The organism is Streptomyces sp. AC627_RSS907 (assembly GCF_019049165.1).
Genome location: NZ_JAGMUE010000042.1, coordinates 134,862 through 148,085 on the forward strand (window position 1 = coordinate 134,862; position 13,224 = coordinate 148,085).

General features: G+C 73.0%; 8 protein-coding genes. 2 read left to right on the top strand and 6 right to left on the bottom strand.

Going from position 1 to position 13,224, the window contains the following annotated elements; translation table 11 throughout:
- Positions 1-71: 71 nt before the first annotated feature.
- The 4 genes from ilvN to KUM32_RS11845 form a co-directional block, all read right to left on the bottom strand.
- Complete coding sequence (gene ilvN, locus KUM32_RS11830; RefSeq protein ID WP_216723142.1) at positions 72-596, bottom strand: acetolactate synthase small subunit; 525 nt, start codon at positions 594-596, stop codon at positions 72-74.
- 35 nt (positions 597-631) lie between these two features.
- Complete coding sequence (locus KUM32_RS11835) at positions 632-2,476, bottom strand: acetolactate synthase large subunit (protein ID WP_217141803.1); 1,845 nt, start codon at positions 2,474-2,476, stop codon at positions 632-634.
- 242 nt (positions 2,477-2,718) lie between these two features.
- Positions 2,719-6,024, bottom strand: a complete 3,306-nt coding sequence (locus tag KUM32_RS11840) for an EAL domain-containing protein (RefSeq protein WP_254405389.1) — start codon at positions 6,022-6,024, stop codon at positions 2,719-2,721.
- Positions 6,025-6,220: 196 nt separating this feature from the next.
- Positions 6,221-7,162 carry a 2-hydroxyacid dehydrogenase gene (locus KUM32_RS11845; RefSeq protein WP_217141805.1) on the bottom strand — a complete coding sequence of 314 codons (942 nt, stop codon included), beginning with the start codon at positions 7,160-7,162 and terminating at the stop codon, positions 6,221-6,223.
- Positions 7,163-7,237: 75 nt separating this feature from the next.
- Between KUM32_RS11845 and KUM32_RS11850 the strand changes: the two genes are divergently transcribed.
- Together KUM32_RS11850 and KUM32_RS11855 are read left to right on the top strand one after the other, a co-directional pair.
- Complete coding sequence (locus tag KUM32_RS11850) at positions 7,238-8,236, top strand: aldo/keto reductase (protein ID WP_217141806.1); 999 nt, start codon at positions 7,238-7,240, stop codon at positions 8,234-8,236.
- 170 nt (positions 8,237-8,406) lie between these two features.
- Positions 8,407-9,606 carry a sorbosone dehydrogenase family protein gene (locus tag KUM32_RS11855; protein ID WP_217141807.1) on the top strand — a complete coding sequence of 400 codons (1,200 nt, stop codon included), beginning with the start codon at positions 8,407-8,409 and terminating at the stop codon, positions 9,604-9,606.
- 12 nt (positions 9,607-9,618) lie between these two features.
- Here KUM32_RS11855 and KUM32_RS11860 read toward each other — a convergent pair whose 3' ends face one another.
- Complete coding sequence (locus KUM32_RS11860; protein WP_217141832.1) at positions 9,619-9,921, bottom strand: DUF6191 domain-containing protein; 303 nt, start codon at positions 9,919-9,921, stop codon at positions 9,619-9,621.
- A 38-nt stretch (positions 9,922-9,959) separates the two neighbouring features.
- Positions 9,960-13,055, bottom strand: a complete 3,096-nt coding sequence (locus KUM32_RS11865; RefSeq protein WP_217141808.1) for a LuxR family transcriptional regulator — start codon at positions 13,053-13,055, stop codon at positions 9,960-9,962.
- Between the last annotated feature and the right edge of the window lie 169 nt (positions 13,056-13,224).

Genomic DNA, 13,224 nt, shown 5'->3' on the forward strand with positions numbered 1-13,224 from the left:
GAGGGGAGGGGAAGTTTCGGGGTCTCGGAATGCGGGCGGCCGGACGGGGCGCCGACCGCCCGTTTCCGTCGTTATGCGGACCGGTCGAGCGCGCGCAGCGAGCGGTCCGTGATCGAACGGGCGCCGCGGCCGATGGCGATCGTGCCGGACTGGACGAGTTCCTTGATGCCGTACGGTTCCAGCATCCTGAGCATGGCGGACAGCTTGTCGCTGCTGCCGGTGGCCTCGATGGTGACGGCCTCCGGGGAGACGTCGACGGTCTTGGCGCGGAACAGCTGGACGATCTCGACGATCTGTGAGCGCGTCTCGTTGTCGGAGCGCACCTTCACCAGAACGAGTTCACGCTGGACGGCCTGGGTGGGCTCCAGCTCGACGATCTTCAGCACGTTGACCAGCTTGTTGAGCTGCTTGGTCACCTGCTCCAGCGGGAACTCCTCGACGCTCACCACGATGGTGATGCGGGAGATGTCGGGGTGTTCGGTGACACCGACGGCGAGCGAGTCGATGTTGAAGCCGCGGCGGGAGAAGAGGGCGGCGATCCGGGCGAGGATGCCGGGCGTGTTCTCCACCAGGACGGAGAGCGTGTGCTTGGACATGGTCTGCTTCCTCTGCTTGAAAGTCCTGACGGCTCTCAGTCGTCTTCGCTGTCGCCGAAGTCGGGGCGGACGTCCCGGGCGGCCATGATCTCGTCGTTGGAGGTGCCGGCGGCGACCATCGGCCAGACCATCGCGTCCTCGTGGACGATGAAGTCGACGACGACGGGACGGTCGTTGATGGAGTTGGCCTCCTCGATGACCTTGTCGAGGTCGGCCGGGTCCTCGCAGCGGATGGCGTAGCAGCCCATGGCCTCCGACAGCTTCACGAAGTCGGGGACGCGGGTGCCGCGGGCGTCCGGGTTGACGTCGTCGGGACCGGAGTGCAGCACGGTGTTGGAGTACCGCTGGTTGTAGAACAGGGTCTGCCACTGGCGGACCATCCCGAGGGCGCCGTTGTTGATGACGGCGACCTTGATCGGGATGTTGTTCAGGGCGCAGGTGGTCAGTTCCTGGTTGGTCATCTGGAAGCAGCCGTCGCCGTCGATGGCCCAGACGGCCCGGTCGGGCATGCCGGCCTTGGCGCCCATGGCGGCCGGGACGGCGTAGCCCATGGTTCCGGCGCCGCCGGAGTTCAGCCAGGTGGCGGGCTGCTCGTACTGGACGAAGTGCGCGGCCCACATCTGGTGCTGGCCGACGCCGGCCGTGAAGATCGTGCCCTCGGGCGCCAGCTGTCCGATGCGCTCGATGACCGCCTGCGGCGAGAGCGAACCGTCCTCGGGCTGGTCGTAGCCGAGGGGGTAGGTGTCGCGCCAGCGGCTGAGGTCCTTCCACCAGGCGGTGTAGTCGCCGCGGTTGCCCTCGCTGTGCTCCTTCTGGACCGCCTGCACCAGGTCGGCGATGACCTCGCGGGCGTCGCCGACGATCGGCACGTCGGCGGCGCGGTTCTTGCCGATCTCGGCCGGGTCGATGTCGGCGTGGACGATCTTGGCGTGCGGGGCGAAGCTGTCCAGCTTGCCGGTGACGCGGTCGTCGAAGCGGGCACCGAGGGCGACGATCAGGTCGGCCTTCTGCAGCGCGGTGACGGCGGTGACCGAACCGTGCATGCCCGGCATTCCGACGTGCAGCGGGTGGCTGTCGGGGAATGCGCCGAGCGCCATCAGGGTGGTGGTGACGGGCGCTCCGGTGAGTTCTGCGAGGACCTTCAGCTCGGCGGTGGCCTGCCCCTTGATCACGCCGCCGCCGACGTAGAGCACGGGGCGCTTGGCGGCGGTGATGAGCTTGGCCGCCTCGCGGATCTGCTTGGCGTGCGGCTTGGTGACCGGGCGGTAGCCGGGCAGGTCCATGACCGGCGGCCAGGAGAAGGTCGTCTGCGACTGCAGCACGTCCTTCGGGATGTCGACGAGGACCGGGCCGGGGCGGCCGGTCGAGGCGATGTGGAACGCCTCCGCGATCGTCTTCGGGATGTCCTCGGCCTTGGTGACCAGGAAGCTGTGCTTGGTGATCGGCATCGTGATACCGACGATGTCCGCCTCCTGGAAGGCGTCCGTGCCGATCGCCTTGGTGACCACCTGACCGGTGATCGCGACCAGCGGCACCGAGTCCATGTTCGCGTCGGCGATCGGCGTCACCAGGTTGGTGGCGCCGGGACCCGAGGTCGCCATGCAGACGCCGACCTTCCCGGTCGCCTGCGCGTAGCCGGTGGCCGCGTGGCCCGCGCCCTGTTCGTGACGGACGAGCACGTGGCGCACCCGGCCGGAGTCCATCATCGGGTCGTACGCGGGGAGGATCGTGCCCCCGGGAATGCCGAATACGGTGTCGACCCCGACCTCCTCAAGCGAGCGGATGAGGGACTTCGCACCCGTGACGTGCTCGGGGGCGGACTGTCCTCCGGATCGGGGCCGCGGCTGCGGGTGATGGGCCCCGGTGGCCTGCTCGGTCATCGGCATTCTCTTCTCGATGCTGAGGGTTTTTGCGAGGTTTCGGGCGGTGTGCGACTGTTGCTCAGCGGTGCTGGTGCAACAAAAAACCCCTCGTGCCATAAGGCAAGCGAGGGGAGCGCGCCGGATGTGTGTCGCTGGGAGTCCGGGTCGGTCCGGACATCACCAGCTCAGCCGACGCGCTGTCCAAGTACGAGAATTCGGGTGCGCATGGCACTGACCTTCCTCCCCACACGCACCTACTGTCAAGTGGGTGGGACGGGAGTCTCATTATGTGAGCGCAGGGACGTGCCACCGTGCAGGACGGCCGGGAGCCCGGAGGCGACGCCGCCCGCGAACACCGGTTCGACAGGCCCGTGCGGCACCGGGTAGTGGCCGGAACCGAGCGCTCTGCGCAGCCGGTACTCGTCCAGCGGCCCGGAGAAGGCCATGCCCTGCCCGTGCGTGCAGCCCATCGCCCGCAGGGCGACGATCTGTTCGGGCAGATCGACGCCGTCGGCCACGGACTGCAGTCCGAGGTCCGTGGCGATGCGCAGCAGTCCACTGGTGATCTTGTGCAGCCGCGCGGACTCCACGACTCCCTCGACCAGGCCGCGGTCGAGCTTCAGGATGTCCACGGGCAGGCGCCTCAGTGCGGTGATCGCCGCGTACCCGCTGCCGAAGCCGTCCAGGGCGATGCGGACGCCGACTCTCCGCAGGGCGTTCAGGCGACGGTCGAGCTCGTCCAGGCCGACCCGTGGGTCGATGTCCGACAGCTCGATCACAAGGGAGCCGGGGGGCAGTCCGTGCCGGGTCAGCAGGGCCTCCACGGAGCCCAGCGGCATGGAGCGGTCCAGCAGCCGGCGCGCTCCCATACGGACGGCCACGGCCACCGGCAGCCCTGCCGCCGTGCGTTCGGCGGCCTGCTCGACGGCTTCCTGGAGCACCCAGCGGTCCAGTTCGGCGGTCTTGTCGCCGTCGTCGGCGACGCGCAGGAACTCCGCGGGGGTGAACATCACCCCCTGGGAGGAACGCCAGCGTGCCTGCGCGCAGACCGACGTGATCCGGCCGTCCGTCAGGGCGACCACCGGCTGGTGCAGCAACGCGAACTCCCCGTCGTGCAGGGCGGCCCGCAGCCGCGTGGCCAGCTCCGCCTTGCGGACGACGTCCTGCTGCATCTGCGGTCTGTACAGCTCGACGCGTCCCTTGCCGGCCGCCTTGGCCCGGTACATCGCTAGGTCGGCGTTGCGCAGCAGCTCGCCCGCGCCGAGGCCCGGTTCGGCGAAGGCCACGCCGATCGAGGCGTTGACCCGGACATCGTTGCCGTCGATGAGGTAGGGCTGCGAGAGGGTCAGCCTGAGACGGTCGGCGAGCTCCAGGATGTGTCCCTCGCGGGCGGCCCGGTCCCGGGCGCCGTCCCCGACGATCAGTGCGGCGAACTCGTCGCCGCCGAGCCGCGAGGCGGTGTCCCCCTTGCGGACGGCCTCGTGGAGTCTGCGGGCGGCCTGGACGAGCAGCTCGTCCCCGGCCTGGTGCCCGATGGTGTCGTTGACGGCCTTGAAGCCGTCGAGGTCGATGAAGAGCACCGCCGTACCGCGCAGGGCGGCACCCCGGTCGGAGGCACGGCGGCCGGACAGGGCCTGCTGGACGCGCCGGGTGAACAGGGCGCGGTTGGGCAGGTCGGTGAGCGGGTCGTGCTCGGCGTTGTGCTGGAGCTGCGCCTGGAGACGCACTCTTTCGGTCACGTCCCGGCTGTTGAAGATCAGGCCGCCGTGGTGGCGGTTGACGGTCGACTCGACGTTCAGCCAGCCGCCGTCGCCGGAGCGGAAGCGGCACTCGATGCGCGTGGTCGGCTCCTCGAACGGGCTGGCGGCGAGGAACCGGCGCACCTCGTGCACCACGCAGCCGAGGTCCTCCGGATGGATGAGACCGGCCAGTTCGCTGCCGACCAGTTCCTCCGCGGACCGCCCGTAGACCCCGGCGGCGGCCGGGGAGACGTAGCGGAGGATGCCGTTGGGAGCGGCGATCATGATGACGTCGCTGGAGCCCTGCACCAGGGAGCGGAAGTGGTTCTCCTTCTGGGCCAGTTCCTGGGTGAGGGTGATGTTGTCGAGCAGCATGATGCCCTGGCGCACGACGAGCGCGAGCACCACGGTGCCGCCCGTCAGCAGCACGACGCGGTCGACGCTGCGGCCGTTGAGGACGTTGTAGAGGATCCCCAGTGTGCAGACCGCCGCGGCGAGGTACGGCGTGAGCGCGGCCAGCGACCCGGTGATGGGCCGGGAGGCCGGATAGCGGCCGCGCTCGCCCGGCGCGAGCACCGCCGCGGGTGCGGCCACGGGTACGGGCACCGGCGCGGGCGTGACGGGTGGAACGAAGGTGTCCACAGGTGCGTGGGTGGGTGGGACCGCGGTCGTGGGGTCCGGTGCGGGCTGGTGGCCGGCGCCGCGCTGTCCGGGCGTGGGCTCGCACACCACGCGCGTGTGCTCACCGGATCCGTCCCCGTCCGACGATCGCGCGCGCCGGGACGCGGCCCAGGGCGCGTACGCGAGCAGCAGCGAACCCGCGAACCAGCCCGCGTCGAGCAGCTGCCCGGAACGGTAGCTGTTGTGCAGCAGCGGCGAGGTGAACAGGGCGTCACACATCACCGTCAGGGCGAGCGCGCCGATGGCGGTGTTGACGGCCGATCTGCAGACCGGCGACCGCCTGAAGTGCAGCGCGAGCACCATGCTGACAAGGGCGATGTCGAGCAGCGGATAGGCGACCGAGAGCGCGGACTGCGCCACGCTGGAGCCGCCGTCGGCCTTCGCCGCCTGGGCGAGCGCCAGGCTCCAGGCCAGGGTCAGCAGCGAGCCGCCGATCAGCCAGGCGTCGAGCCCGAGGCAGATCCAGCCCGCCTTCGACACCGGCCGTTTGGCGAGGACCAGCAGCCCCACGATGGCGGGCGGCGCGAAGCACAGGAAGAACAGGTCCGCGTAGCTGCGGCTGGGTACGGGCTGGCGCAGGACGACCTCGTACCACCCCCAGACCAGGTTGCCCAGGGCCGCCATCGCCGAGGAGAGGGCGAACAGCAGCCAGGCCGGCCGGAAGCGGACGTGCTGCCCCCGGGCGTAGAGGAAGCAGGAGACGGCGGCGATGCCCGCGGCGGCGCTCAGCCCGAAGTCGCCCATGATCTTGGCGACGTACTCCGAGCCCCAGCCGAGCGCGGCACCGACGGCGTATGCCGCGCAGAGCAGGGCCAGACCGAGCTGGCGGACGAGGGCCGGGCGGCCGGTGGCGGCCGACCACCGCGACGGCACGTGGCCGGGCGGGGACTGCGTGCGCAGCGCTCCGTCCAGAGTGGGCAGCAGGGGCGCCGGACTCACCGGGTCCTCCCGGTCCGCGCCGCGCCCGCGTCCCACGGGTCCCGGTGAGCCGTCGGCCGGGGCTGCCGCACGCGGCTGCTCTGCCGGCACCGGTGAGGGTCGTAGTGACCGTGGTGGCCGCCGTGGTGGCCGTGCCGACCCCGTCCGCGCGTGGTCGTGCGCCAGGGTCGCCGGCGGCGGCTCCGCCGCGTCGGGTCGTTCGTCCATAGGCCGTGCATCGCCCGTCGCCCCCCTCACAGTCTGAGATTCCATCCCCGGCGCCGAACGGTGCGCGGCGCATCCCTTGTCGGACGATACACCAGGATCGTCACTCAGGGACATAGGTTCTCTACGCTCCGTGACGACCAGCGGATATGCGGGCACCCACCGCTTCCGGGAGGTCGCGGAGGGTACCTGAAGCGGACTACCCGCCTGTCGTCAGGATCACGTTGCGCAACGGCTGCCGGTTCACGAAACGGCTCAACTGGTCCACCAGCAGCCGCTTGGCGCGCGGCAGGAAGGCGGAGGTCGGTCCGCCCGCGTGCGGGCTGATGACGGTGCCGGGAGCATTCCACAGGGGGTGGCCCGGCGGCAGCGGTTCGGGGTCGGTCACGTCGAGGGCGGCCGTGAGGCGCCCGCTCTCCAGTTCGGCGAGCAACGCCTTCGTGTCGACGACGGGCCCGCGGGCGACGTTGACGAGCAGGGCCCCGTCCTTCATCCGGGCCAGGAAGCCCGCGTTCACCAGGCCCCGGGTGGCCTCGGTGAGCGGGGTGGAGAGGACGACGACGTCCGCCCGGGGGAGCAGGGCGGGGAGTTCGGTGAACGGGTGCACCGGACCGCGCGCCGTGGTGCGGGCGGAGCGCGCGACGCGCACCACCGGCGCGACCTCGAACGGCACGAGCCGGTCCTCGATCGCGGCGCCGATCGATCCGTACCCGACGATGAGCACCTTCCGGTCGGCCAGCGCGGGCCGGAACCCGCCGAGCCACTCGCCCCGGTCCTGCGCCCGGACGAAGTCGGGGATGCCGCGCAGCGACGCCAGGATCAGGGTCAGGGCGAGCTCCGCGGTGCTGGCCTCGTGCACTCCGCGCGCGTTGCACAGGCGAACGCCCGCCGGCAGGTGCTTCAGACCCGGCTCCACGTGGTCGATGCCGGCGGAGAGGGTCTGGACGACCTGGACGGAGCTCATCCGCGGGAGCGGGCGTATGCCGATCCCGCTGGGCTTCATGTAGGGGACGACGTAGTACGCGCAGTCGGCCGGGTCCGCGGGGAAGGTCTCCTCGCCGTCCCAGTAACGGTACGCGGGGCCCTCGGGGAGGCCCTCGATCTCGTCCGGCGGGATGGGCAGCCACACGTCAGCAGTCATGTCAGGAGGCTATGTCAGGGACGCGGAAGGGCAGAGGTTAGGTTGGGTGGCCTGACGAGGGAGGGTCACGACCAGGTGGAGCGCAGGACGATCGGCGCGACGGCACTCTCGGTGGGGGCCGTCGGACTGGGGTGCATGCCGATGAACTGGGCGTACAGCGCCTCGCGGCAGCGGGGCGACGAGTCGGTCAGGGCCGTGCACCGGGCTCTGGACCTGGGCGCGTGCCTGCTGGACACGGCGGACATGTACGGCCCGTTCACCAACGAGCTGCTGCTGGGACGGGTGTTGAGGGAACGGCGGTCGGACGCCTTCGTGTCGACCAAGGTCGGTCTGCTGGTGGGCGATCAGCACATCGTGGCCAACGGCCGCCCCGGTTACGTGAAACGTGCCTGTGACGCGTCCCTGCGGCGGTTGCAGACGGACGTCATCGACCTCTACCAGCTGCACCGCGCCGATCCGGAGGTGCCCGTCGAGGAGACCTGGGGCGCGATGGCGGAGCTGGTGCGGGCCGGGAAGGTGCGGGCGCTCGGGCTCTGCGCGGTCGGCGCGCGGTCGGCCCGGCGGTCGGGGGCGCGGCTGCACGACACGACGATCCGGCAGCTGGAGCGGGTGCAGCAGGTCTTCCCGGTGAGCGCGGTCCAGGCCGAGCTGTCGGTGTGGTCGCCGGAGGCGCTGCGCACGCTGCTGCCGTGGTGCGCCTCGCGCGGCGTCGGCTTCCTCGCCGCGATGCCGCTCGGCAACGGCTTCCTGACCGGCACGCTGACGCCCGGACAGGGCTTCGAACCGGAGGACCTGCGCGCCCGGCACCCCCGCTTCACCGCCGAGATGATGGCCGCCAACCAGCCGATCGTGGCGGGCCTGCGCCGGATCGCGGCCCGGCACGGCGACGGGGTCACGCCGGCACAGGTGGCGCTGGCCTGGGTCCTGGCGCAGGGACCGCACGTGGTCGCGGTGCCGGGGACCAAGCAGGAGCGCTGGGTGACGCAGAACGCGGGGGCGTCGGCGCTGCGGCTGACCGTGCGGGACCTGGCGGAGGTGGGCGAGCTGCCGGCGGCGCAGGGGTCCTGGGACTGACGCCCGTCGCGTGGTTCCCGGACGGGGGGGTGGCCGGCCGGGCCCGGGGTGCCGTGTCCGGGGACATCCGGGACATCGGGACACCGGGGCGCCGGGGCACCTGGGAGATCGGGACACCGGGACACCTGGGACATCGGGGTCATCGGGAACCTGGACGGCCTCGGCGGTGTATGACAGGGAGAACCCGCCGCGTCGAAGGGACCATGATCGTGCAACGTCGAGCCGTGACGGCCGTGTTGGCCGCCGCCCTCCTGCTGACGGCCGGCTGCTCCTCCGACGACCCGGGTCCGCCGGACCCGGACGGGAGCACCTCCCCCGGCCGTACGACAGCCCAGTCGTCGCCCTCCGGCCCGGCCACCGCGGAGACACCGCCCGCGAAGGGCGCCGTGAAGGTGGTCCGTACGGTCGCCACGGGGCTGAAGAGCCCCTGGGGGCTGGCACCGCTGCCCGGCGGTGACCTGCTGGTCTCCTCCCGTGGCGAGGCCACGATCACGCGGGTCGACGAGAAGACGGGCAAGAAGACGGAGCTGGGCGAGGTGCCCGGGGTGTCACCGGCCGGAGAGGGCGGCCTCCTCGGCATCGCGCTCTCCCCCGACTTCGCCTCGGACCACATGGTCTACGCGTACTTCACCGCCGCCTCCGACAACCGCATCGTGCGCATGCTGTACAACGAGAAGAAGCCCCCCGGTCAGCAGCTCGGCGCGCCGGACACGGTCTTCCGGGGCATCCCCATGGGCTTCGTCCACAACGGCGGCCGGATCGCGTTCGGCCCCGACAAGATGCTGTACGCGGGCACGGGCGAGAGCGGCATCACGGGTCTGTCCCAGGACAAGGAGTCCCTGGGCGGCAAGATCCTGCGGATGACCCCCGACGGCGAACCGGCGCCCGGCAACCCGTTCCCCGACTCCCCGGTGTACTCGTACGGCCACCGGAACGTGCAGGGGCTGGCCTGGGACGACAGGCAGCGGCTGTTCGCCGCGGAGTTCGGACAGGACACCTGGGACGAGCTGAACGCGATCAGGCCGGGGGGCAACTACGGCTGGCCCGAGGCCGAGGGCAAGGGCGGCGGCTCCGGGTTCCACGATCCGCTCGCCCAGTGGAGCACGGACGAGGCCTCCCCCAGCGGCATCGCCCACGCCCAGGGCTCCGTCTGGATGGCGGGCCTGCGGGGCGAGCGTCTGTGGCGCGTTCCGCTGAAGGGCACCGAGGCCGCGGCCGAACCGCAGGCGTTCCTGGAGGGCGAGTACGGGCGCCTGCGCACGGTGGTCCCGGCGGGCGGCGACAAGCTGTGGCTCGTGACCAGCAACACGGACGGGCGCGGCGACGCGAAGGACGACGACGACCGGATTCTGGAGCTGGAGGTGACGTAGGCGCGGCGCCGTTCAGTTCTCACCGGGGCGGCCCCCGGCGGACGCTTCCCCGGCGGGCGCTTCCCCGGCGGGCGCTTCCCCGGCGGGCGCTTCCCCGGCGGATGCTTTCCCGGCAGGCGCTTCCCCGGCGGGTGCTTTCGGCTCCGTGTCCTCGGGACGCGGCACGTGCACGACGACCTTGCCCGACGTGAGGTCTATCGGGCCGTGTCCCGGATCGCCGTCGCCGACGTCCTCGCGGGTCAGTTCCAGGCGATTGTGCTCGTCGCGGGTGTGCTTGCGGCCGGGAGCGAACAGGTCCTCGAACGCGTTGAACACGCCAGTCTCCGTCCGTCGGCGTCCCTCCAGCGTAAACCTCACCGCGCCGGACGGGCCGTGAGTTCTCCGGGCGGGAACAGCGCCAGCCGGTGGGCCACCGCCGCCGCCTCGCCGCGGCCCGAGACGCCGAGCTTGGCCAGGATGTGGGAGACGTGCACGCTGGCCGTCTTCGGGGAGATGAAGAGCTCCTCGGCTATCTGGCGGTTGGTGCGGCCGTCGGCGACCAGGCGCAGCACGTCGCGTTCGCGGCCGGTGAGGCCGAGGGCCCCGGCCGGGTCGCGGGGGTCGGTGTCCGGCTCGGGGGCCCGGCCGAGCGGGAGGCGGGCGCGCTGGGCGAGCAGGGTGACGGCGTCGGCGAGCGGGCGCGCGCCGAGGTGGCCCGCGACGCTGCGGGCCAGGCGGAGCAGGTCCCTGGCGCGAGCGCGCTCGTCCTCGCCGCCGGCCGCCACGAGGGCGCCGGCCAGCCGGTACCGGACGCGGGCGAGATCGTAGGGGCGCTGCAGGCACTCGAAGGCGGTGACCGCCTCCGACCAGAGCTCGGGGGTGTCCCGGGCCTCGGCGCGGTGGAGTTCGGCGCGGACCCACTTCTCGTGGGCGAGCCAGACCGGGGCGCCCGCGGTCAGGGACCTGGCGGCCCCGGCGAGCCGTTCCAGGATCCCCGCGCGGCCCTCCTCGGCGGCCGGCAGACCGCGGGCGTCGGCCTCGGTCCCGGCGGCGGACACCAGCAGGGGCCACCCGAAACGCTGGGTGCCGGGCGGGAAGCCCGCGTCCAGGACCCGGAGCAGTTCCGCGCGGGCGTCCAGGACGCGGCCCTCGGCGGCGGCGAAGGCGATGGTGAGGGCGGCCAGGGGCAGGCGGTGCTGCGGCACGAGGTCGTGCGTGCCGAAGGCGGCGCGGGCGTCGGCGAGCAGCCGGCCGGCCTCGGCCCTCTCGCCGCGGGCGAGCGCCACGGCGGCGCGCTCGAGGGCGGCGCCGCCACGTGGTGCGGCACCCCGGCCCGGGGCCCCGGCCACGGCCGCGGCCTCGACCGCCTCGTCCCAGCGGCCCAGCGAGATGAGCGACTCGGCGAGGTTGCCCCACACCCAGGCCTCGGACTCCAGCAGCCCCATCCGCCGCGTCAGGTCGACGCCCTCGCGCAGGACGCCGAGCGCCTCCTCGGAGCGGCCGACGCCCTCCAGGACGGACGGCAGGTCGACGTGGCTGCGGGCCACCACGGCGGCCCGCCCCCGCGCCACCGCCGCGTCCTTGACCCGGTACATCTGCGCCAGTCCCGCGTCGATGTGGCCCGCGTCCACCAGCAGGCCGCCGAGGGTGAGCCGGGCGTTGAGCTCGATGTCGTCGGCGCCCACCATGCGCGCGTACTCGACGGCCCGCTCGGCGGCGGTCACCGCGTCGGGGCCGGGGTCGCGGAGCATCGACCAGTTGGCGGCCATGGCCAGTACCTCGGCGTGCACCTCGGACGGCGGCAGTCCGCGGACGAGCTCCTGGGCGACGCCGAGTTCGCGCCGGCCGTCGCCGCGGCCCAGGGCCTGGACCAGCAGCGAACGCTGTGTCCAGAACCAGGCGGCGCGCTGCGGGTCCTGCCCGCTGCCGCCCGGCGGGGCGCCGGACGCGGCGTCCCGCTCGTCCTCCAGCAGGCGCAGCGCGCGGTCGGTGATCTTCATGGCGCGTTCGCGTTCGCCGCACAGCCGCCCGGCGACGGCGGCTTCGGCCATCAGGTCCAGGTACCGCAGGGGCGTGCTCCGCGGGTCGCGGCCGCAGGGCGGGTGGACCGCGGTGCGGTCGACGGGGCGCAGGGTGGCGCGGACCTCGTCGGGGACGGAGTTCCACAGCTCCATGGCCCGCTCCAGCAGCCGGAGCTGCTCGGAGTAGGCGTGGCGGCGCCGGGCCTCCACGGAGGCGTCCAGTACGGCGGGCAGGGCCCTGGCCGGGTCGCGGGCGTGGTACCAGTAGCTGGCCAGGCGCATCACGCGCTCGGTGGCGGGCACCAGCGTCGGATCGGCGTCGAGGGCCTCGGCGTAGCGGCGGTTGAGGCGGGAGCGCTCGCCGGGGAGCAGGTCGTCGGCGACGGCCTCACGGACCAGGGAGTGGCGGAAGCGGTAGCCGTCGCCGTCGGGCGCGGGGAGCAGCAGGTTGGCGTCGACGGCGGCGCGCAGGGCCTCGATGAGGTCGTCCTCGGCGAGCCCGGCGACGGCGGCCAGCAGCCGGTACTCGACGGTGGAGCCGCCCTCGGCGACGGTCCGGGCGACCCGCTGGGCGCTCTCGGGCAGGGCTTCGACGCGGACCATCAGCAGGTCGCGCAGGGAGTCGGTGAGGCCGGTGCGGCAGCCCTCGCGGGCGGCCACCGCGAGTTCCTCGACGAAGAAGGCGTTGCCGTCGGAGCGCGCGAAGATCTGGTCGGCCTGGAGCGGGTCGGGTTCGTGGGCGAGGATGCCGGCGATCTGGCGGCCCACTTCCTCGCGGGTGAAGCGGCCCAGTTCGAGGCGGCGGACGGTGCGCAGCCGGTCGAGTCCGGCGAGCAGGGGGCGCAGCGGGTGACGGCGGTGGATGTCGTCGGAGCGGTAGGTGGCCAGGACGACGAGGTGGCCGGTGCGCAGGGTGCGGAAGAGGTAGGCGATCAGGTGGCGGGTGGAGGCGTCGGCCCAGTGCAGGTCCTCCAGGACGAGGACGACGGTGTGCCGGGCGGTGACGCGCTCCAGCAGGCGGGCGGTGAGTTCGAAGAGGCGGGCCACGCTCTCCTCGTCGTGCCGGCCGCCGCCGGGGCCGGTGGCGGTCTCGCCCAGTTCGGGCAGCAGCCGGGCCAGTTCCTCCTCCTGCCCGGTGGCGGCGGCGGCCAGTTCCGTGGGCAGTGCGCGGCGCAGGGCGCGCAGCGCGGTGGAGAAGGGCGCGAAGGGCAGTCCGTCGGCACCGATCTCCACACAGCCGCCCAGCGCGACGACGGCGCCCCGCCGGCGTGCGGCGGCGGCGAACTCCTCGACGAGGCGGGTCTTGCCGACGCCCGCCTCGCCGCCGAGCAGCAGTGCCTGCGGCTCGTCCGCGCCGGCGCGGACGAGCGCGTCGTTCAACGTGTCCAGTTCGCCGGCGCGGCCGACGAACACGGGACTGACGGACCTGGACTCCACGGGCCCGAGCATCGCACGGGGGGCCGGCGGCGCGGCAGTGGTTTCGGGGAGGACGGCCGTCCCGCCGTCCTCCCCGGACCCCCCGCTCACGCGGCCCGGGCGAACCGGTGCCGGCGTGGCCGGGGCGTATGGCTCTCCGCCCGGGCGGCTCCGCGGCGGGCATCCCGGCGGGCGGCGCGAC